Source organism: Bacillus benzoevorans (assembly GCF_014207535.1).
GTDB classification, from domain to species: domain Bacteria; phylum Bacillota; class Bacilli; order Bacillales; family Cytobacillaceae; genus Bacillus_BD; species Bacillus_BD benzoevorans.
This window is the reverse complement of the sequence record NZ_JACHGK010000009.1, coordinates 1-21340: the sequence shown is the minus strand read 5'-3', so window position 1 is coordinate 21340 and position 21340 is coordinate 1. Positions and strand designations below refer to the sequence as shown.

General features: G+C 41.4%; 19 protein-coding genes and 2 riboswitches. Of the genes, 12 read left to right on the top strand and 7 right to left on the bottom strand.

What is annotated here, in order from left to right:
• The first annotated feature begins 104 nt into the window (after window positions 1-104).
• Complete coding sequence (lpdA, locus tag HNR53_RS13060; protein ID WP_184526675.1) at window positions 105-1505, top strand: dihydrolipoyl dehydrogenase; 1401 nt, start codon at window positions 105-107, stop codon at window positions 1503-1505.
• Between the two features lie 710 nt (window positions 1506-2215).
• Here lpdA and HNR53_RS13055 read toward each other — a convergent pair.
• The gene (locus tag HNR53_RS13055; RefSeq protein WP_184526673.1) at window positions 2216-3640 is read right to left on the bottom strand and encodes an MFS transporter; all 1425 of its coding nucleotides are present in this window, start codon (window positions 3638-3640) and stop codon (window positions 2216-2218) included.
• A 113-nt stretch (window positions 3641-3753) separates the two neighbouring features.
• Window positions 3754-3844, bottom strand: a riboswitch (glycine riboswitch).
• A riboswitch (glycine riboswitch) is annotated at window positions 3845-3948 on the bottom strand.
• 769 nt (window positions 3949-4717) lie between these two features.
• Between HNR53_RS13055 and HNR53_RS13050 the strand changes: the two genes are divergently transcribed.
• From HNR53_RS13050 to HNR53_RS13030, 5 genes are all read left to right on the top strand, one after another.
• Window positions 4718-5950: an S-layer homology domain-containing protein gene (locus tag HNR53_RS13050; RefSeq protein WP_184526671.1), complete on the top strand. Its 1233-nt coding sequence runs from the start codon at window positions 4718-4720 to the stop codon at window positions 5948-5950.
• A 116-nt stretch (window positions 5951-6066) separates the two neighbouring features.
• Window positions 6067-6387 (top strand): hypothetical protein, encoded by a 321-nt coding sequence (locus tag HNR53_RS13045; protein WP_184526669.1) that lies wholly within the window; start codon window positions 6067-6069, stop codon window positions 6385-6387.
• 110 nt (window positions 6388-6497) lie between these two features.
• A complete protein-coding gene (locus HNR53_RS13040; RefSeq protein ID WP_184526667.1) occupies window positions 6498-8465 on the top strand; it encodes an S-layer homology domain-containing protein in 1968 nt (655 codons plus the stop codon).
• Between the two features lie 253 nt (window positions 8466-8718).
• Complete coding sequence (locus HNR53_RS13035; protein WP_184526665.1) at window positions 8719-10650, top strand: S-layer homology domain-containing protein; 1932 nt, start codon at window positions 8719-8721, stop codon at window positions 10648-10650.
• A 61-nt stretch (window positions 10651-10711) separates the two neighbouring features.
• Entirely contained in the window at window positions 10712-10942 is a 231-nt protein-coding gene (locus HNR53_RS13030) for a hypothetical protein (protein WP_184526663.1), read from the top strand.
• 111 nt (window positions 10943-11053) lie between these two features.
• Here the strand turns inward: HNR53_RS13030 and murJ are convergent, their stop codons facing one another.
• Together murJ and HNR53_RS13020 are read right to left on the bottom strand one after the other, a co-directional pair.
• Window positions 11054-12565, bottom strand: a complete 1512-nt coding sequence (murJ, locus tag HNR53_RS13025) for a murein biosynthesis integral membrane protein MurJ (protein WP_184526661.1) — start codon at window positions 12563-12565, stop codon at window positions 11054-11056.
• A 115-nt stretch (window positions 12566-12680) separates the two neighbouring features.
• Window positions 12681-13880, bottom strand: coding sequence for a glycosyltransferase family protein (locus HNR53_RS13020; RefSeq protein WP_184526659.1), 1200 nt, complete (start codon window positions 13878-13880; stop codon window positions 12681-12683).
• Between the two features lie 196 nt (window positions 13881-14076).
• Here HNR53_RS13020 and HNR53_RS13015 point away from each other — a divergent pair, with 196 nt between their 5' ends.
• The 3 genes from HNR53_RS13015 to HNR53_RS13005 are packed head-to-tail and all read left to right on the top strand — an operon-like array spanning window position 14077 to window position 15555.
• Window positions 14077-14766, top strand: coding sequence for a glycosyltransferase family 2 protein (locus tag HNR53_RS13015; protein ID WP_184526657.1), 690 nt, complete (start codon window positions 14077-14079; stop codon window positions 14764-14766).
• A 47-nt stretch (window positions 14767-14813) separates the two neighbouring features.
• Window positions 14814-15197, top strand: a complete 384-nt coding sequence (locus HNR53_RS13010; RefSeq protein WP_184526655.1) for a DUF2304 family protein — start codon at window positions 14814-14816, stop codon at window positions 15195-15197.
• On the top strand, window positions 15187-15555 hold the full coding sequence (locus tag HNR53_RS13005) for an EamA family transporter (protein WP_184526653.1): 369 nt from the start codon (window positions 15187-15189) through the stop codon (window positions 15553-15555). The genes HNR53_RS13010 and HNR53_RS13005 overlap by 11 nt, the downstream gene beginning before the upstream one ends.
• Window positions 15556-15762: 207 nt before the next feature.
• Here the strand turns inward: HNR53_RS13005 and HNR53_RS13000 are convergent, their stop codons facing one another.
• From HNR53_RS13000 to HNR53_RS12990, 3 genes are read right to left on the bottom strand one after another with little or no spacing between them, the layout of a single operon-like run.
• Window positions 15763-15981, bottom strand: coding sequence for a helix-turn-helix domain-containing protein (locus tag HNR53_RS13000; protein ID WP_184526651.1), 219 nt, complete (start codon window positions 15979-15981; stop codon window positions 15763-15765).
• Window positions 15982-15991: 10 nt separating this feature from the next.
• Window positions 15992-16471: a DUF2975 domain-containing protein gene (locus HNR53_RS12995; protein WP_184526649.1), complete on the bottom strand. Its 480-nt coding sequence runs from the start codon at window positions 16469-16471 to the stop codon at window positions 15992-15994.
• 29 nt (window positions 16472-16500) lie between these two features.
• On the bottom strand, window positions 16501-16983 hold the full coding sequence (locus HNR53_RS12990; protein ID WP_184526646.1) for a DUF2975 domain-containing protein: 483 nt from the start codon (window positions 16981-16983) through the stop codon (window positions 16501-16503).
• A gap of 407 nt (window positions 16984-17390) precedes the next feature.
• Between HNR53_RS12990 and HNR53_RS12985 the strand changes: the two genes are divergently transcribed.
• From HNR53_RS12985 to HNR53_RS12975, 3 genes are all read left to right on the top strand, one after another.
• Window positions 17391-17804, top strand: a complete 414-nt coding sequence (locus HNR53_RS12985; protein WP_184526644.1) for a hypothetical protein — start codon at window positions 17391-17393, stop codon at window positions 17802-17804.
• Complete coding sequence (locus HNR53_RS12980; RefSeq protein ID WP_184526642.1) at window positions 17801-19084, top strand: ammonium transporter; 1284 nt, start codon at window positions 17801-17803, stop codon at window positions 19082-19084. Before HNR53_RS12985 ends, HNR53_RS12980 begins: the two co-directional genes overlap by 4 nt.
• Window positions 19085-19205: 121 nt before the next feature.
• Window positions 19206-19970 carry a carbon-nitrogen hydrolase family protein gene (locus HNR53_RS12975; protein WP_184526640.1) on the top strand — a complete coding sequence of 255 codons (765 nt, stop codon included), beginning with the start codon at window positions 19206-19208 and terminating at the stop codon, window positions 19968-19970.
• A 274-nt stretch (window positions 19971-20244) separates the two neighbouring features.
• On the opposite strand, the gene spoIIP is transcribed toward HNR53_RS12975, so the two are convergent.
• Window positions 20245-20970 carry a stage II sporulation protein P gene (spoIIP, locus tag HNR53_RS12970; protein ID WP_184526622.1) on the bottom strand — a complete coding sequence of 242 codons (726 nt, stop codon included), beginning with the start codon at window positions 20968-20970 and terminating at the stop codon, window positions 20245-20247.
• Window positions 20971-21340: the final 370 nt, after the last annotated feature.

Sequence of the window (21340 nt, the reverse complement as noted above, 5' to 3'; positions counted from 1 at the left end):
ATTTTTTAGACCTGCAGAGAGCCTTCCCGCTCTTTATTACTATTCCATTTAATTAATACAAGTTCTTTAAAATAAATTGTTGGTTATTGAAAGGAGATATAAAGATGACAAAAGAATATGATGTTGTTGTTATTGGTGCCGGACCAGGGGGTTACGTTGCTGCCATTCGCTCTGCTCAATTAGGTTTAAAAACAGCGGTTGTTGAAAAGGAATATGTTGGCGGAGTTTGTTTAAATGTAGGGTGTATCCCTTCAAAAGCGCTTATTGCAGCAGGGCATCGTTATGAAACAGCTAAACACTCGGATAAATTTGGGATTACTGCTGAAAATGTAAAAGTAGATTATTCCAAAGTGCAAGAATTTAAAGCGAGTGTTGTTAATAAGTTAACGAGCGGTGTAGAAGCATTATTAAAAGGAAACAAAGTAGACATCATCCGCGGGGAAGCAGCATTTGTTGATAGCCATTCATTGAAGGTGACGTCTGAAGAATCATCAGAAACGATTCAATTTAAAAATGCGATCATTGCTACAGGTTCTAGACCGATTGAATTACCAACCTTTAAATTCTCTAAACGTGTTTTAAATTCTACCGGGGCACTAAACTTAGAAGAAGTTCCAGAAAAGATTGTCGTTATTGGCGGCGGAGTCATCGGGGTTGAATTAGGCGGGGCATATGCAAACTTTGGTTCCCAGGTGACTATTCTAGAAGGATTAGATGATATTTTAAGTGTTGGTTTTGAAAAGCAAATGTCTGCACTTGTGAAAAGATCTTTGAAGAAAAAAGGCGCCGAAATTTTTACAAAAGCAATGGCAAAAGGCGTTGAAGAAACAGAAACAGGTGTTGTCGTAACATTTGAAGTGAAGGGCGAAGAAAAGAAAGTTGAAGCTGATTACGTTTTTGTCATGGTTGGCAGACGGCCAAATACGAACGAACTTGGTCTTGAACAAGCTGGTGTTGAGACGAATGCACGCGGTATTATTGAAATTGATAAACAATGCCGTACAAATGTAAGTAATATCTATGCGATTGGTGATGTTGTACCGGGACCTCAGCTTGCTCATAAGGCATCTTATGAAGCAAAAGTTGCCGCAGAAGCCATTGCCGGGCATCCATCTGAAATTAGTTATGTTGGAATGCCAGCGGTTGTATTCTCTGATCCGGAACTTGCATCTGTAGGTTACCTAGAAAAGGATGCGAAGGAAGCAGGAATTGATGTCATTGCAGCCAAGTTCTCCTATGCAGGAAATGGACGTGCGTTATCGCTTGACAGCGCAGATGGTTTTGTAAAATTAGTTGTCCGTAAAGAAGACGGGGTTGTAATTGGCGGTCAAATTGCCGGTGCGAATGCTTCGGATATCATTTCTGAGATAGGACTTGCTATCGAAGCGGGGTTAACCGCAGAAAAAATCGCTACGACGATTCATGCACATCCAACGCTTGGTGAAATGACAATGGAAGCTGCTGAAGTAGCCTTAGGAAGTCCAATCCACGTATTATTAAAATAAAACCTTACTAAAGTTCGATTGTATCTATTATCTGCCATGTAACAATAATGACTAATAACTGACTTTAACTTCATTCAACAAAAGTCCTCCACCTCTATAAAAGTGGAGGATTTTCTGCTGAATGGATATAGATAAGCTTAAGCAGTAAGGACACAGGACCCGGATGAAAAGGTTGGAGCCTCCGAAGAGCCTTTGATTTTCAAGACTAAACTTTTCCTATAAGCAACTCTTGACAAAAGACTCTTCCTTCAATAAGATAGAGCTAAAGTCGGTTTACGTATTTTTTTTGAAGAAAATATTTCCAAAAAAGGGTTATTTATACTATAATAGAATTACCATATATAATGGCAACTAGATAGTGACTGGAATTCTTGCTGGCTAACATTTGCACGGTAAGATTCTATGTGTAAAGCATTCCTGTTGTAAAGGCTGTGTTAAAAAGGGGTACCCGCCAAGATGAAAGCGGTTATACTGACTTTTAGACTGGAGGAAGACTCCATATTGCTCACTAAAGATACGGCAGCCAATTGGGCATCTAGGACTTATACTTTTGAAACCATCCAAAGCGGCTGATGTTCATATTCTTTTTTCCCATTAGAATGTGTATCAGTGATTGCATCAGGGAAATAGATAGATGTTTAATAAAATAAACTTCCTAGTTTCAACAAAAAGAAAATGCCCCGTTAAGGACATTTTCAGTTCATTTTATATTATTGAGCTTTTCTCTCTTTTAATTCTGTAACAATGTTTTGTCCAGCTTTAAGTACATGTCCTTTTGGAATATTACTTACTATAGCTACAAAGGCTAGTACTGTGAAAAGAATATTGGTAATCAAACCTGCACTTGCAGCGACTTCCAAATTTCCGCCAACCTTTTCAACAATACTATAAACTGCAATAGATATCGCTAATCCCATTGAACCGCCTATTGTACTAGACATTTTATAAATACCTGCTGCCTCTCCGGCCTTCGCTGCAGGAACATTGTCAATGGCTGTATCGGTAGATGGTGTGGCATAAAGACCAAGACCAATTCCATAAATTGTAAAACCGATAACGACAAGAATGGTATACATTGTATTTGGCAAGAATGTAAATGTCATTAGCGCAATTCCGGCTACTACTAAAATACAAGATAAGATCATCGGCTTTCTTGGGCCGTGTTTTTGTAATAATTTTTCACCGACACGAATCATCGCTAATACGCAAACTAAATAGCCAAGCGATAATAATCCGGATTGAAAAGAACTGTATCCTCTTGCAACTTGGACATACGTATTTGCAACAATGAGAGCTCCGGCTACAGCATTTAGTAATAAGTTTGACACTGTTGCGCCGGTAAAATATTTATTTTTGAATATTGAAATATCAATGAAGCCGTTAGCTTTGCTTGATACAATCTTTAAGAATAACGCGCCGCCGATGACAACAACACCCAAACAGCTTAATGTAATAGGACTTGTCCAGCCAAATTCTTCGCCGCGTGTAATACCAAGTTCTAAAGCAAGCATGACAAAGATAAAGACAATCATGCCGACAAAATCAAATTTTGCTGAATTGTTTTGTTTTGCCTTACTTTCTGGAACCTCTTTAACCAATAACATAGATAACAAAGTGATAACGATTGAGAAAACGAAGATATAACGCCATCCTAAATAAGTAGAAATGAATCCTCCGGCGAAGGAACAAATACCGCCGCCGCCCCAAGAACCAAAAGACCAGTAACTTAAGGCTCTTTGCCGGTCAGCGCCATCAAAATAACTTTTCACTAAAGCAAGCGTCGCAGGCATAATACATGCTGCTGAGAAACCTTGAATGATACGGCCTATAATTAAGAGAATCGTTCCGTGGGCTAAGATGAGGCAAAGTGAGCCGATTATATTTAATACTAAGCCCAGCATCGTAATTTTCTTTCGCCCAATTCGATCAGATAATCCTCCTGCTGCTACAACAAACATACCGCAAAATAAACCCGTTAAACTAATTGCTGTGTTCAGAAGCCCTAATGAAATACCCATATCTTTCTGAACTTCCGGAATGACATTGATTAGTGACTGTGAGAAAAGCCAATACGTAAGAACCCCAAATACAATTCCTGTTAACATCTTATTATTACCCTTGTAGCTCGTTTCCATGGTAAACCCCCCTGTTTTGGTTAACTTCCATTGAACTGACTGCGTCTCTGCAATGATGACTGAATTGTGGGCACGACAAAAAAGACAGAGAAAGAACAAATGAATTTCCCTGCCCCATCCCTGTCTGTTTACCTGAGAGTTTAGCTCTATAGAAGCCCATCCCCGTTGGTGGCGTACCACATTCATACGCGCTCTCCAGAGTTGTGTCCAGTTACAGTCCTTATACCTGAGAGATTCACTCCAAAGGGTCTTTTTGGAGTTTGCTCCTTCGGCGGTTTATAAAATAAACGCTCTCCTGCAACCTTCATCCACTATTAGTTTGCTTTAAAGATTCATACTATAAGGATAGTCTTAACGTCTTATCCTGTCAACAAAAAATAGAAAACGTTTTCAAAAAAATTATACTACTAGTATAACATAAAACTAAATTAGGCTTTTTTACATTTGAGGTTGACCTCCAGTTAGTATATATTCACTGATTTAGATGTTATTGCAATAAAGTGTTTACTGTGTTTAATTAAATGTAAATCTGTTTTATAACAACGTTTTCATGTCTCTAATAATACCCTGAATAAATGTGTCATGCAGTGACTTAGTTCACTTTTCTCCCATTTTTTACTTGTATACTTTTGTCGAGTTGATTTTAGGACGAAATTTTTTATAAATCCAATGTTTAGATAAGGTTAAATTATTGTAAAAAATAGAAAATACTATAGTTTATTTCCACCAATCTAGTATACTTCCAATTAGGATAAAAGATACTCCCCCTGATATATTTTCAACCTCACAATGTTCGACGAATTTTTAACCCGCATTGGCCTTCCTGGGGGAGCATGGTTTATTCCTTGGCTCTGTTCATTGATATTGCTAGGAATAAGGTCTTTTTTGGATACGGTCATTTTGTCGTAAAAAGATTTCATGACCGTATGCACCAGAGACCGTGTTACCGGCAATAATCTTTGGCAGAGTCCTTTTTTTTGCACCCCAAAGCCTATGATTTTTCTCGGAAATTAGCAGACTCCAAAAACAATTTATGGTAGAATACTAGAAGAAAATGGAATCAAATTGGAGGAAAAAATGAGAAAAAAATGGACTCATGTGGCAAGTGCGCTTGTCATTGCAGGCAGTATTTATACATATTCAGGGACGGCTGCTTTAGCGGCAAATGATGATATTACAGGAATCGCTCTCGAGCAGCCGATGCGAAGCTTAATCAATCAAGGGATTATTCAGGGATTTGGCCCCGGGCAATTCCATCCTAGTGAAAAAGTAACCCGCGGTCAATTTGCTGCATTTATCTCACGGGCACTCCAGCTTCCGCCAGGAACACCGAAATTTAAGGATGTGCCGGCCAGTTCCGGTTTGGCAGACGCCATCAACCGTGTCAGCAATGCCGGTATCGTCAACGGTTATGACGATGGGACCTTCCGCATGCACGAGCCGATTACCCGCGAACAGATGGCGGCCATGATCGACAACGCCTTAGTTTTTTCAAATGCAGAAAGAAAAGAAAGTATGCTGACCTTTGCGGATTCCTATCAAATTAACAATGCATTCAGACAAGCAGTGGGACGGGTCGTCAATGATAAAATCGTCAGCGGCTATAAAAACAGTCTGGGAATATCTATGTTTAAACCGAAAAACGAAGCAACACGGGCCGAAGCCGCGGCATTTATTTCAGGGATGCTTAGTGTCATCAAAGAATTGCAAGCGCAGGGTACGGATGGCGGCGGGGCAGTTCCTGCACCGGCACCAGTTCCAGCTCCACAGCCAGCGCCGGCACCAGCAGTTGTCGATCACAGCCTGCACCATGGCATAATGGGAACACCAGTCGTAACAGCTGCGAAAATGGCTGCTTTTGTCAAAAGAGAAAACCCGAATGCGCCGGACATTGATGAGATTGCCACAGCCTTTATCGAAATCGGGAACAAATATGGCATCCGCGGCGACATTGCCTTTTGTCAGTCCATTGTTGAAACAGGCTGGTTTAAATACAATAGCGGCACCGCTGTGACGCCTGATCAGCATAATTATGGCGGACTTGGTGTCACGCAAAAGGGAATAAAAGGCAACATTTTCCCTACCGTCCAAGAAGGAGTTACGGCACAAATCCAGCACTTGTACGGCTATGCGAGCCAGAGCCCGATTCCAGCAGGAGAAACCATCGTAGACCAGCGCTTTGAAATCCTTGAGCGTTATGGAAAAAGAGGAACAGCACCGCATTGGCAGGATTTGAGCGGAGTATGGGCCGGCGATCGTGATTATGGAAATAAAATACTAGCAATCTATCATCAATTGCAAAACTCCTAAAGTGTGTGGGGCCTAGCCCCGCATGCTTTTTTTGCTGGCTCTCATTAAATTTGGTTCACAATTGCCGATGTTGAAAAAACGATATCCGGCCAAAAGTCGATGATATATTAGCAAAAGTGGCCGATATATCTGCCGAAGTGGCCGATATCCAGCCGAAAGTGGCCGATATCCAGCCGAAAGTGGCCGATATATCTGTCAAAGTGGCCGATATCCAGCCGAAAGTGGCCGATATATCTGCCAAACTGGCCGATATCCAACCGAAAGCGGTCGATATATCTGCCAAACTGGCCGATATCCAACCGAAAGCGGTCGATATATCTGCCAAACTGGCCGATATCCTGAAACAGGTGCCTAATCTCCTCCACAAATCCAACTATTTTCACGCAAAAACCGCTTCCTGTGGAATCAAACCTGAAAGAATAGACATATTTTCATAACAACCCGCTCCCAATACACTGGAAGCCCCATCCTCCATAGAGATTTAACAGACTAAGAGGGTAGATTATGGTAGAATAATAGAATAGCATAGTACTTTTGGAGGGAGAAAATGAAGAAAAATTTAATGTACCTGGTTGGACTTTTTGTGGTGCTTGTATGCAGTGCTTTCACGTATCAACATACAGCCGCTGCTCCTACAAAGGATGATATTACTGGGATTGCACTGGAAAAGGAAATGCGCGAGTTGATTCAATTAGGGGTCATTCATGGCTACAGTGAAGGGGAATACCGGCCGCATGAAGAAATCACGAGAGGCCAGTTTGCTGCTTTTGTGGCACGGGCATTAGAACTGCCTGAAGGGGAACCGGCATTTACAGATGTGCCGGCAAGCTCAAATCTGGCCAAAGACATTTACCGTGCAGCCAGTGCCGGGATTGTCAATGGTTACGGTGACAAGACGTTCCGCATGAACCAACTCGTTACCCGCGAACAAATGGCGGCGATGATTGATAATGCACTCATTTTTAAACAAATGGAGCGAAAAGGTGCGGTCTTGAATTTTACAGATGCTGAGCAAATTAATCCATCATTCCGGGATGCGGTGGTCCATAATGTGAATGACGGCATTATCAGCGGCTTTAAAAACGAGGACAATACATACAGCTTTAATCCAAAAATGGAGGCGAACCGGGCCCAGGCGGCAGCTTTTATCGCGCGCATGCTGCATATTCTTGAGCCAGTACCTGAGCCTGAACCAGAACCGGTTACAGGATACTCAGTGGCATCTATCAATGCCAATAAGGAACTTGTTCCGGGCACAGTAAGTTATGCCAGTTTTGATGAAGCCAAAAAAGCCGTCACAAACGCTAATCAAGTGGTGACAAATGATGGGAAAATTGTCAGCATGTCAGGCGGTTTAGTTATTTCAGAGCAAGTAGCAACTATATATGAAAAAGCGGATTTTAAAACAAGTATGACTTATGTGAATGCTCAGCAGGAAATGGAATACATAGATAGTTCAGAGTCGTATGTAAAAGTAAATATTGCAGGGAAAACTGGTTATGTAAAGCCTGCCGAAGTGTCTTTGCTTCCGGATCAAATGATCGCAGGCAGAAGCTATTATTCTGTGGTCAATGGTGACTTGATCCACTATGTTTACAGCCAGAAAACGAAAACGGCGCCAAACTATGTGGCAGGAAAAGCGCCTTCCTTTTTAACAGCAGGACAGAAGTATTACAGCTGGGATGGTGCCGCCTTCTATAATGAAGCAGGACAGCATGCCGGCACAGCCTACCAATATTTTACCTATCTGCCTGCAAGGACAGTGACCAATTACAGTGCTGAAGAACTTGATGATTTTATCGAATATATGTTAAAAGACCGTGAAACTCTGTATAACAGTGATCCAGTCAAATATGTCCGCTATCAAGATGTCGTCAATAAAAGTAAGCTTAAAGGATTAGGAGCCTATTTAAAAGAGGCTGAAGGCAAATATCATATCAATGCTTTATTCATGCTGGCGATTTCATTTAATGAAAGTGACTATGGAATGAGTGAAATTGCGCAGACAAAAAATAATTTGTTTGGATTAAAGGCCTACGACTCCAATCTCGATGCGGCTGCGACTTTTGAGGCACCAACACAATCCATTGACGGACTAGCAACAGAATACCTGAATGGAAAATACCTGGATATTTCCCGGTCGTTTTATGCTAATGGTTCTGTTTTTGGCAATAAAGCGGTTGGAATCAATGTAAGATATGCCTCCGACCCATATTGGGGCCAGAAAAATGCCGGCTATATGTACAGAGCCGATAAATATCTTGGCCGCAAGGATTATGGCAAATACCAGCTCGGTCTTACTAATACAACGGACTTAAATGTAAGAAGCCAAGCAACATCTTCTTCACAGAAATATTATACTTATCCGAAGTCCGGAATGCCGGTTGCCATCATTGGAACGGAAGTAAATCCGGCAGATGGAGCAACATGGTATAAAGTCGTATCCGAGCATATCGACTATCCGGAAGGCTATATTCATGGCGCATACGTAACACCGATTAACGTTGCTCAATGATTCTTGAAAAATAAATCCGAGCGGTAGATCTCTAAAAGGGTCTATCGCTTTTTTTGGTTCGCAACCCCCTTCCGAATTACTCGGAACCCCGTCAGAACTCGGGTCATTCCCCCCTTCCGAAACGTTCGCAACCCCCTTGCGAATGAAGCAGATGCCAATTGCTGTCAGTTTCCTTTTTCCCAATTTTATAGATTATGATTATGTTAGAATAATATAGGTTGTGAAATAAGTTCATAGAAAAAGAGGGGAATGAATGAGGAAAAAAGTTGTCTGTTTACTGTGTTTTCTTTTATTAGCTGGAAGTTTAAGTTCTTTTCATCAAAAAACAGCGGCAGCGAACGACGATGTAACAGGAATCGCCCTGGAAAAGGAAATGCGGGCCATGATTGAATTAGGGATCATGAGGGGCTATGGGGAAGGTGTTTATCAGCCTAAGAAGGAAATCAACAGAGGTGAGTTTGCCGCATTGATTGCTCGTGCCCTTGATTTGCCTGCAGGTACTCCAGCTTTTCGTGATGTATCTGAGACAGCACTTGCACCCGATATTTACCGGGCAAGCACGGCGGGAATCATCAATGGCTACAGCGATGGAACCTTCCGCATGGAAATGCCGATTACCCGTGCCCAAATGGCGATGATGATTGATAATGCTTTAACCAAGTACTTAAAACTAGCGCGGAAAAAAGCACCGTTAGCGTTTATCGATCGAGCAGACATCGGCGGTGCAGCGTTTCAGGAGGCTGTATCCCGCGCTGTGTATGATGAAATTGTGCTTGGCTTTTCCTATCCTGAAGGCAGTAAATTTTTACCGAAAAAATCAGCCACACGTGCTGAAGCAGCCGCGTTTATTTACCGCATGCTCCGTACCTGGAAACCAGAGTACAAGGTAGCAACGGTTAACGGCAGCGACCAGCTTGTTGAGGCAGCCGCGGTTTATTCTTCTTACGGAGACGCGTCAAATGCAGCCTCCGGTTCCAATCAAGTGATTACAAAAAATGATAAGATTGTTGGGATGACTTCTGGTATTGTCATTACCAAGCCCCCATTCGGCAGCGCATTAACCAATATTTATAGTGATTCAAGCTTCTCCTATATCTTTACATACCTCCCTGCACAGCAGGAGCTGGAATTTGTCCGGGCGACAGAGGATTATGTAGAAGTGAAGGCTGCCGGTAAAACGGGCTATGTAAAACAACGTGAAGTTAGTCTCATTCCAGATCAGCAAATAAAGGGAAGAAACTATTATTCTGTTAATAGTGCCGGGGATTTGGTGCATTGGATTTATGTTCCATCCGGTAATTACTACCAAAATTACGTAGCTGGGAAGGCGCCGTCTTTTCTTGCCGCAGGACCGAAATATTACAGCTGGGACGGCGGTATATTTTATGATGCATCCGGAGTGAATGCAGGAACTGCCTACCAATACTTCAACTATCTCCCGGCGAGAACGGCATCAAACTACAGCGCGGCAGAATTGGATTCTTTTATTAATCAAGAATTATCCCGGATTGAACAGCTATACAATAGCCAGCCAACTGTTTTTAAAAGCTTTAAGGATGCGACTAAGAAAAGCAAGTTAATCGGCTTAGGAAATTATTTAAAGGAAGCAGAGGCAAAATATAAAATCAATGCGTTAATGATTTTAGGAATGGCGATCCATGAAAGCAACTTTGGTATGAGTTATTTAGCGCAGGACCGAAATAACCTGTTCGGGATGAATGCGATTGATGGCGATGAAAATCAGGCGGAACGCTTTGATTCGCCGGAAAGAGCCATTGACGCCTTAGCAGAAAGATATTTAAATAAAAATTACATCAATCCGCTTGGGAAGTATGCCAATGGCGCAGCATTCGGCAATAAATCGCGCGGCTTTAACGTCAAATATGCCTCCGATCCTTATTGGGGACAGAAAATTGCCGGTCATATGTACCGTGCTGATAAAGCGTTGGGCGGCAAGGACTTAGGCAAATATACGATTGGAGAAACGATCTCCACCAACATTGAAGTCCGTCATACTCCAGAGGAAGGCTCAGTGAATCAGCAATTTACGTACCTGAATGAAAGAATGCCAGTGGCCATTTTAGAATCCACAAACGGCTGGTACAAGGTGATTTCTGACCACAACGACTACAGTGAGGCCTATATTAACTCGCAGTATGTAAGAGAAATGGAAATAGTGAAATAGATTAAGAGACCCCGTCGCTTGGATGCGACGGGGATTTGTATGTAATGGGAGAAACAGGGAGTTGCCGATAAAATCGAAAAGTGGCCGATATCCATGCCAAACTACAGATTTTTGCAAAGTGGCCGATATTTATGTCAAAGTGGCCGATATCCTGGCTAAAGTGGCCGATATATTGTCCAAACTGGCCGAAATATGCCCGAAAGTGGCCGATATAATGAAAAGGAGGCTGGTTTATACTCGGAAATCCGCCGTTATATCAAAAGAAAGCGAATGGCGTGCTGTAAAAACCTAAAAAGATCAGTAAAAATAGCGGTTACTCACAATAAAATCTTCCGCTGCCCCTATAAATTGCCCCAAAACGCAAAAAAAGCGGGGCAGCCCCCGCTTCACATTCACACCTATACTATCCTCTTCGCACCAGCCGCAGCAGCTGTCTGAACGCATCGCGGTAAAACACATACAATCCTGCCGCATACAGGACCACCCCAAGCGGAAGCAAAACCGCCAGCTGCATCAGCGCATACCACTCAGAAATGGCCGTGAATTTTTCGATCAAATACAACGGCACCGCCATGATCACCGTCGGAATCAGAACCCGCACAAACAAAACGGCCAGTTTCCTTTTTTCCCCGCGCTCAAAATCTTTATAAACAATGTAGCTTGTCACGCTCAAATAATAGACGGACACGAGCGAGCTCGTCAGCGCCAATCCCGGGTAACCGTACGGCTTGACAAACAGCCAGTTCAAGACGAGATTGAGCACAATCGTCGTCGCACTGACGCGGAACACAGTCGCCGTGCGTCCTTGGGCATACATGGATTTCGAGACAATGTACTGCATCCCCTGTGTCACAATCGTCGGCACATAAAGCGCCAAAGCAAGATACGTATTGTATGTGTCCTCAGCGGTGAATTTCCCGCCCTCATAAATGAAGGAAATCGCGGGCTTCCCGATCAGAAGCAGTCCGACCGCAATCGGCATCAAGGTCACGAATGAAACCTGCATCCCCATAAAAAACGTCTGCTGATATTTTTTCTGATTGTCCACCTGCTCTGACAATAATGTGAAGATAATCGCCGCAATCGTCGTCCCGTAAATCACTTGCGGCACGCTGGTCAAGAGCGACGCGTTGTTTAGATAAGTAACCGCGCCTTCCATCGTCCCTGAGGCAAACATTTTGTTCACAAACATATTAATCTGCCCGACAACCGAATTGAGCAGGGAAGGGACAAGCAGCACAAGGAAGGCCGAACGGAATTCTTTTTCCACCTTTAAGGTCGGCTGCCAGCGGAACCCGCTTTTTTGTAAAAAATAAAGCTGAATCGCGGTGCCAAGCAAGGTCCCGAAAATAAAGCCGTATGCTAAGCTGTTGATTCCCCATTCCTCTGAAAAAAGTAAAGCAAACACGGCACCCATTAAGGTGGCTGTAAGTTTGGAGATCTGTGACGGAACAAAAATTCTCCGTCCTTGTAAATAGGAGTCCAGGATCCCGTTCAAAGCAATGGCCGTTAAAAAGAGGAAGAAGAACCGTGTAATTTCAACGGCAATCTTCTCAGTACCCGGCGTCATCGAACCATAGATAAACGGAACGAAGACCGGGACAAAGAAATACCCGATAATTGTTAAGAGAAAGAAAATCAACGCGGTGGCATTCATAATCCCGTTTGCATTACGCTCGGTTTGATCCGGCCGGTCCTTGCGCTGTTTCACATACATCGGCAGGAAGACATTATTAAAGCCGCCCGAAATCATCGCAATCACTAAGGTAATAAAAGAAAAAGCCAGCAAATAGCCGTCCGTCGCTTCATTGGCCCCGAACTGCCGTGAAATAATACTTTCCCGCAAAAAACCGGACAGCTTCAGCACAAGCGCCAGCAGCGTCATCCAAATAGCCGTCTTCTTTAATCCTGCCATCACATTTCCTTCGCTTTCTATATGTATTCACTGCTTTAAAGCAAGAGCCATTTCCAGAAGAATAGGGGACTGCCCCTGAAAATCCATTCGAGACAGTCCCCTGTATGGACAGATTTTACGATCTTTTCTTCCTGCTTTTCAATCCATTCAGCAGCATGAATCCTAATTGGATGATATAGCCGCTGAACAGTAAGTAGATAGGAATAATTGGTGCCCGATAGCGCTGCCCTTCAACAAGCAGACCAGCTGAGCTTAATGCTGTGAAGCCGGCAATATAGTAGAGCAGCATCAGCATCACACCAAGCCGTCCTTTTTCCATAATAAGAGCGGCAATAAACCCAAGGGCAAATAAAAGATTCATAAGGGTATCAAACTGATTAATCCCTTGGAAAAACAGTTTGGCGCGCAAGATGACCCGCTCCGCCGTCAGCACAGGATCGGATAATATATGGTCAATCGCACGTTCCCTGAGAAGGGTGCTTTTTTCCGAAAGCGGCAAATCACTTAAGGTAAAGAAGTAAGGCTCTACAAATGCTTCTAATTTATGCGTGTTATAAAATTCAATTTTCGTATTTGGATTATTGGCGATATACAAATTTTGTCCGCTGTAATTTTCGAACGGAACCGCCTCATGATGGACGATTTTATTATGCATCATATTAGCGCCGAAAAGAATAACCGGAATCAATAATGCCATCACGGCACTTTTCACACTCAGCAGCTTTTTGAACAACATGTATAACCCGATCAGCCCCAAAAGCGGAAACATAAACAACATATGCGGCCGCAGCAGCATGCTCACACAAATAATCAAGATACTCATGATAAAGGCCTTGTTTGTCCCTTTTTTGGCATACAGGCTTTCACATAAATTCACAAGAGACCAGGCAATAATTAGGACGAAGAAGGTAAATACCGTTTCCGTTAAAAGATAATTCGGTCCGTTCAGCAGCAGCACCGGATTAAAGATATAAAGAAGTACAGCGATCCAGGAGATAAAGCGTTTTTCCTTAAAAACCTTCCCGGTTAAATAGTATAGGATGATGGCGTTTACTCCATAGAGAATATATTGAAACACAAAGAATGAATAAATAGTCTTAAAGATCCCAAGAAACGGGAGCAGGATTAATGGAAATAATGGCGGCACGATAATATCTTCGACCCGCACCGTATTAATCAATCCGTGTCCATTCAATAAATTCTCCGCTAAATTCATATATAACTTACCGTCCGGTGAGATGATGGTAAAGGGCTGTTTCGTGTACACTAAGTAGCACAGGAGCACAGCTTCAGTCAAAATGAAGATAAGCAACATATTTAAGAAACTTTTTTTATTAATAAAAATACACCTCTTTGCTAAGATAACCATTATTATTTTACCGAAATGACCTGTCCATGTCGAGATACCCAGTATTGAAAAGTTTGGTCAAATCGGCTAACCTTAAACTATTAGGTGGTAATTGGAACTTTTTTGCATAAAAAGTCCTTTCTGCTGCAATTGAGGTGTTAAGATGAAAAGCGATGTCTTGATTATTGTTCCGGCTTATAATGAACAAGAAAGTATATATAAAACCGTGTTATCCATTCAAAAGCTGAAAAAGTATGACTATGTTGTCGTCAATGACGGCTCAACCGATCGAACCGCGGAAATTCTTGATCAATACCATTTCAATCATATCGATTTGCCCATCAATTTAGGGATCGGCGGTGCGATGCAGACGGGGTATAAATATGCTGAACGCAAGGGATATGACTATGCGATTCAATTTGATGCGGACGGACAGCATAGTGCAGATGATTTGGACAAGATGGTGCAGGAAATGAAAACATCCAATGTTGATATGGTGATCGGCTCGCGTTTTGTCGAGAAAAGTGATTATAAGGGAAGTATCATGCGCCGGATTGGAATCTTCTATTTCTATTTTCTGCTTTATGCCTTGACGAAGGTGAAGGTCAAGGACCCGACATCGGGTTACCGGATTGTGAACAAGAAAATCATCGCGGAATTTACGCGTTACTATCCTGTTGATTATCCGGAGGTGGAGGTGATTGTCCATCTTTCCAAACGGAAATATCGGATTAAAGAAACGAAGGTGGAGATGAATGACCGCCAAGGCGGCGTTTCCTCGATTACACCGGGTAAATCGATTTACTATATGATCAAGGTAACAGTCTTTTCGTTTTTGCGCGTGATTTTTTAAACTGACAAACAAAAAAATGAATCTAATTCAATTAGGGTGAGGAAAACGTGAGTAGTGTCCAAATGGTTGCCATTCTGTTTGCGGTGTTTTTTCTAATAGAAGTGGTCATGCTTATGAAGAAAAATAAATTACATGATAAGCATGCTTTTCTTTGGATGACATTTGCTGTCGCGGGAATTGTCATTGCTGGTTCCCTGCACGGGCTGGACAAGCTGAGCAAGATGGTGGGGATCAGTTATATGCCTTCTTTAATCTTTGTGATGGCATTCTTTGTTATTCTTAGTTTGCTGATTTATCAAACATCAATCATTTCCCGCCAGCAGCAGCAGTTGAAAAGTCTCATCCAGGAGATGGCTTACATAAAGAAGGATATGGATGATGTCTTGTTGGAGAAGTCTGATGATAAGGAAGAAAAAGTGAATGAACATTAAAGATATTTTATTAATTTTAGCCAATACTCTCATGCTCGTCGTCGGGCAGTTCCTTTGGAAATCGGGAGTAGATAATAAACAGCAGGAATTCTCCTCGCTGCTGGGGATTGTGAAGCTCGTATTTTCACCGCCGATATTGGGAGGTCTGGTGCTCTATGCCTTTGCAACCGTCCTTTGGCTTTATATCCTGTCCCGCGTTTCATTAAGTCTGGCCTATCCGCTGCAAAGCCTGGCCTACATCATTACCGTTTTTGCCTCCTACTTTATTTTCAAGGAACCGATCACGGCCTACAAAATAGCCGGCTGCCTTCTTATTTTGGCAGGAATTTCATTGATTAGTCTGACCACTAAAGCCTGAACGGTATGAATGTAACTACATGAAAAAGCATGCGAACAAATCCTAAAGGGTTCCGTTTTGCGGTGCATATTATATAATTGACAACAAAAATGGCGTGCGAACTGACAGAAGTTTTTGCACGCCATTTTTACGTTAATGAAGTCACAGTCAGCATTGAAGATATCTTAACTATTAGATGGTTTACTTAATTAAATTTGTTGTCAATTTTTATTGAGGGTCTTTGTCGGCTTTGTACTCCAAAATATCACCTGGTTGACAATCCAAAGTCTTACATATCGCTTCTAATGTTGAAAAACGAACTGCTTTTGCTTTCCCATTTTTCAGAATAGAAAGATTCGCCATAGTAATTCCAACCCTCTCCGAAAGCTCCGTTACGCTCATTTTTCTTTTTGCTAACATCACATCAATATTAATAATAATTGCCATATCCTCCACCTCAGACCGTCAAATCATTTTCTGATTTTATGTTAATCGCTTCTTGCAAAATCCTTTGGAGAACAGCAGCAAAAACTGCGATAACCAACGAAGCAAAAGGAATGAGCATTCCAACAAATATGAGACCTGGGGCATCGTCTTTATCTGCCACGAGATAATAGAGCGGCAAACCTAAGACATGCAAACTACAGATGGAAATGGCGCAGTATTTGATTCTCATTAAAGTTCGAACAGACAATTCAGAGAAAGCAATGTTCTTGTCAATATAACTTAACAGTTTAAAAGCTTGATGAAGGGCGAAGTAAAAAGGTAATGCCCCTCCATATAAAAGGATGAAAATGATATATTTAATGGAATGAACCCCTAAGAAATCCGCTACCGCATCTGCCAGTTCAGGAACCAGAAAGAGGCACAAAGCGAGAACCGGAATTCCAATGAGAATAACAGCTATCTTCAAAAATAATGTGGTTGCTTTCTTCATAAAAAACACCTCTCGTATTTTTCAAAATGTTAATGGTTTTTTGGCTGTGAATCCAAGATATTCTTTATAGGTTTTTGAAGTACGTCCACAATGGCTGCGATGATACTTGTTGCTAAGATGCCCATTAGACCTAGAGATATTGGACCTGCTGCATCATCACCTGTGAATTGAGCACGCACCCTTAAATAAACTATTGCTAATAAAATGAAGAAAATGACAGTAAAAGTGCATTTTTTAATTATCTTTAAAGATTGAAGAGATAACTCAGAGAAAGTATTATTCTTTTCGATAAAGGTTAAAAGTTTAAATATTTGATACAACGCCACAGAAAACGTAATACATACTCCATATGCACATAACAAAAGTGGATATAATGAATAATCATCTGGGCGTTCTATCGCATCTTTTCTGGCTGCTTCAGGCAAAAAATATATACACACGGCAAGCACTGCAATTCCAACCAGAAAAATAATGGCCTTTAAGAAAACGGTAGAACCTCGTTTAACTTTCATTTAAAACACCTCACTTATTTAATGACAATACGAATTTAACATATAATTTATCGTTTTACAATAAATTAATATCGTTTTTTATTGTATTATTATTGTTATTGCTTAATAGTAAGACGAGGTTTTTACAAAATAAAAAGCATTTCTCATTACAAAGAAATGCTCTTACTTTAAAAAGTTAAATTACAACTTGTTCACCAACAAGGCTAACCCCGTTCATAGTAGAACGGGGTTTTATTTATATAGCGTGCTGAGATATATTCCTTCATATTTCATCGCAGCAGCAAATCAAATAAATTTATAACTTATGAATATAGTGATTGATTAATAAACAATTAATCTATTGACGATATCATTCTACACCTCTATAATGATATGAAAAGTCACGTTTTAATGTAAGGAGAGTTGACATGATGTTGATCGATGAGATAAATGCAGCGAATGTTTTTCAGATAAATTCAGAAGAATTTATCAGGGCTTTACACAGCATGAAGAGAAATAAAGAGAACGAGATCATGGCAATTAAGAAAAAAATTGAAAGATACGAAGAAAAAAGAAGACAGGAAGAGGCCATGTATCGTTCGTTATCTCCACTCAAGAAGCTGTTTACCAGCCGTACTCCGAGTCATCATCAAGCCGTGGCATATATGGTGAATGTGAAAGAGCGGTTAAAAAGTATCAGCAGCATTAAACAAAGCATTGCCCTCTTGGATAAATTGATTTCGGATGTTCATTCAGAGCAAAGCAAAGAGGAAATGTATCTTTCTCGGCTTTTGCTGGAAGAAATAAAAACTTGGAAGGAAGCAGAGGTGAATGAACAATGACAATAGAAACGCTGCGGACGGGGATTGATACGGTATGGGTCGTATTAACAGCCGCGATGATATTATTAATGGAAGGCGGATTTGCTCTTTTAGAAGCAGGGTTTGTCCGCACCAAAAACAGCGTCAATATCATTATGAAGGTATTTGCTGATATCACCATTGGCACTCTTTGTTATTTTATTATCGGTTTTGCCCTTATGTATGGTTCGGATTTCTTCGGCTTAATCGGTACCAATGGTTTCTTTTTGAACGGGGATTTATCGCACCTCGACGTCACGATTTCACTCGACACGTTTTGGTTGTTCCAGGCTGCCTTTGTCATTGCCGTTATTTCGATTGTTTCCGGGGCAATAGCGGAAAGGGTGAATTTTCGTGCATACTTACTTTTTGTCCTCTTGATGACGGCGTTGATTTATCCGATTGCCGGGCACTGGATCTGGGGCGGAGGCTGGTTAAGTACATTAGGCTTCCAGGATTTTGCCGGTTCAGCTGTCATTCATGCATTGGGCGGATGTGCGGCATTAGCTGCGGCTATGATCATTGGACCGAGAAAAGGGAAATTTTCAACGGATGGTACCAGTGTGATTGCTCTGCCTAGTAATCTGCCGCTGGCATCGGTTGGTGCCTTTTTATTATGGTTCGGCTGGTTTGGTTTTAATGCGGGCAGCACTCTGGCTGCAACGGACGCAAGGATTGGTCATATTGCTATCGTCACAATGCTTTCAGCAGCGGCAGGAGGGGCGGCTGCCCTGCTTTATACCCTGTTTCGTTACGGGCGCTCGGATGCCCCGTCTGTTATCAACGGTTCTCTTGCCGGTCTCGTCGCCATTACTGCCGGCTGCGCTTTTGTCAGCGATCGGGCTGCGATCCTCATTGGAGCTGTCGCTGGTTTGCTCATGATCGCGGCAACAAACTGGCTCGAGGCAAGAAAAATTGATGATCCGGTTGGGGCATTCCCGGTCCACGCGGTTTCCGGGATCTGGGGAACGGTTGCTGTCGGTCTCTTTGCCGCAGAAGGCGGTCTTTTGAACGGCGGCGGCTGGGGTTTATTGGGCATTCAAGTATTGGGGCTGCTCGTTTTATGTGTCTGGGGTTTTTGCATGACATGGTTCAGTATCAAGTTGATAAATCGTTTCGTGCCAGTCCGTGCGACAGACGAAGAAGAGGAAGTCGGATTGGATATCAGCTACCATGGCATCATGGCGACCCATACCTCACCGGAGTTTGTTGAGGTGAAAGAATCCTTTTTCGAGTGGGAAAAAGTGAAGGATGATTATTAATGTATTACCCCGTTCTATGTGGAACGGGGTTTTTATTTTATTTGATACGCTATTAAGATTAAAATGCATAGTGAAATGATTGAATTGAAGAGCGTGCAAATACCAAAAAGGGGGATCCGTGTTGAGGAAAATAAGAATCGCTTTATTGCACTTATTACCTATTGTTGGGGATATTCAGTATAATCAAGCTTTAATTGAAAGAGCTGTGAAGCTCGCGGCAAATAAAAATGTTGATTGGATCATAACGCCGGAATTGGCTGTTAGTGGGTTGCAGTTTTCTCGAAAAATTGGAACTGATTGGATTAAAAAGCAACCCGATCAATGGATGAAACATTTTTGTACTGTAGTTCAATCAATCAATACGAATGTGTTTCTTGGCTGTCCTGAAATGTCTGATGATGAGGAGCTTTATAATTCAGTCTTTGTCATTAATAGAGACGGAGATTTAATCGGAAGACAAAGGAAGATCTCCACTATTTCAGATGGTTGGTGTCATTCAGGTACTGCCATTGAAACGATCGATTTAGAAGGTATTAAAGTTGGAATTATGATATGTGCCGATGCTTATACAGACAAGATTGCAAATACCTTATTAGCGAACGGAGCAGAAATAATAGTAGCTCCATCTTCTTGGGGACCAGGTTTGCATGGACCAAACGGCGAGTGGGAACAGAGATCAATCGATACGGGATTACCTTTATTCGTCTGTAATCGAACGGGAGAAGATGAAACGGTGGCATTTTGGGGAGCGGAAAGTATGATCATTAAAAATGGGAAACGTCTTCTGTCACATCAATCCGTACAATCGGCCATTCTAACTTTTGATTGGAATGTAGAGATGATGGATTTAATTTCTTCCCAATTTCAGGTTGAATATTTAACTTAACTTCTTAATAAAAAATTCGAGATGATCAGTACTTCCCAAATTCAAGAAACGAGAGCGAAAATGTAACAGCATCGAGTTAAAAATATATAGAGCCCGTTAGAGCTTGATAATAAAAGCCTGTATTAAACAGGACTTTCCTTTTATGTTCGTAGAGATGTTGTAAAACATCAATAAAACTTCCTCCATTAAAGGGCCATATAACGGAATAAGGCTTATTGAACTAACAAAAGGTGAGGTACACAGATGCAAAAAAACCGACGTTATGTCGGTTCCTTTATTTATTTATTCTCTTTTCAATTACGTCGGCTATTTTTTCTATTGTTCGATATTCTTCTTCTAAAGAATTTTCAGGTCCTCCAACACCAAGCACAGCTAATTCAGGAAAAATATCTTGGTTGTAAGTATTAGAACTGTCTCTTATCACCACACCTCTGGAAATACCTGGGGAGGACTTTTCTAATTCTTGGTGAATAGTTTCTGCTAATTCCAAGCTCTGATTGTAGTATTTTTTATTCGCTTTAGAAACATAAAAAATAACTTTTGCGTAATTCTCACCGTTTATTTTTGTAGTCGTTTCTTCTCGTAAAGCCGTATCCCGATGAATATCCAATGCCACACTTACATTCTCTTTTTCCAATGCTTTTTCGAGTTTTTCTTTCGAAATAGAGTAACTCTCTTTAAAAGAAAGATTCTTCTTTTCTAAAGTTCCAGCAATGTCAGTAGTATCTTGTACGGCATTAATGTTTTTGTTTTCTAGACTTTCTTTCAAATGTTTTCCCACCAATGCGATGTTTTGAGTGGAATCATGAGCTTCGTATGGATTATCTGTTTTCAAAACAGGCAAAAACGACTCTCGATTATGCGTGTGATAAATATACACGGTTGAGGGCTCAACTGTTTGTGAAACTTTACTTGCCTTTGCTTCTTTTTCTTGTCCCTGACAGGCAGCTAAAATAAAGATGGCGCACAACAACACTAGCCACTTAATTAAATGTCTCATTTCAAACTCCCTTCTATTGGAATTACTATACAACTTATTCGTTGTATCAAACTATTATTCCCAGCATATCTAGCGTTTCTCCACTCACTGCCACCGAAGATTCTCAGTAATCGGGTACAAAACTTGAGCAAAATGGGCTTTTAACAGCCCATTTTTTGCCTATAATCAATTATATGGCAGGGTTTTTGTGAAAGAAGTTCGATGAATATAATAGGCATGATTGATGTTGTTGAGGTGATAGATTTGTGGGAAGCAATCCTTGTTTTAATATTTGGTGTATATAGTAATCTAAAAGTGGACCACCGCAGTCATTGAAAAGTCCCCCACCTAGCTTATAATAACCCATGAGGAAATACCTATATTTCAGCGT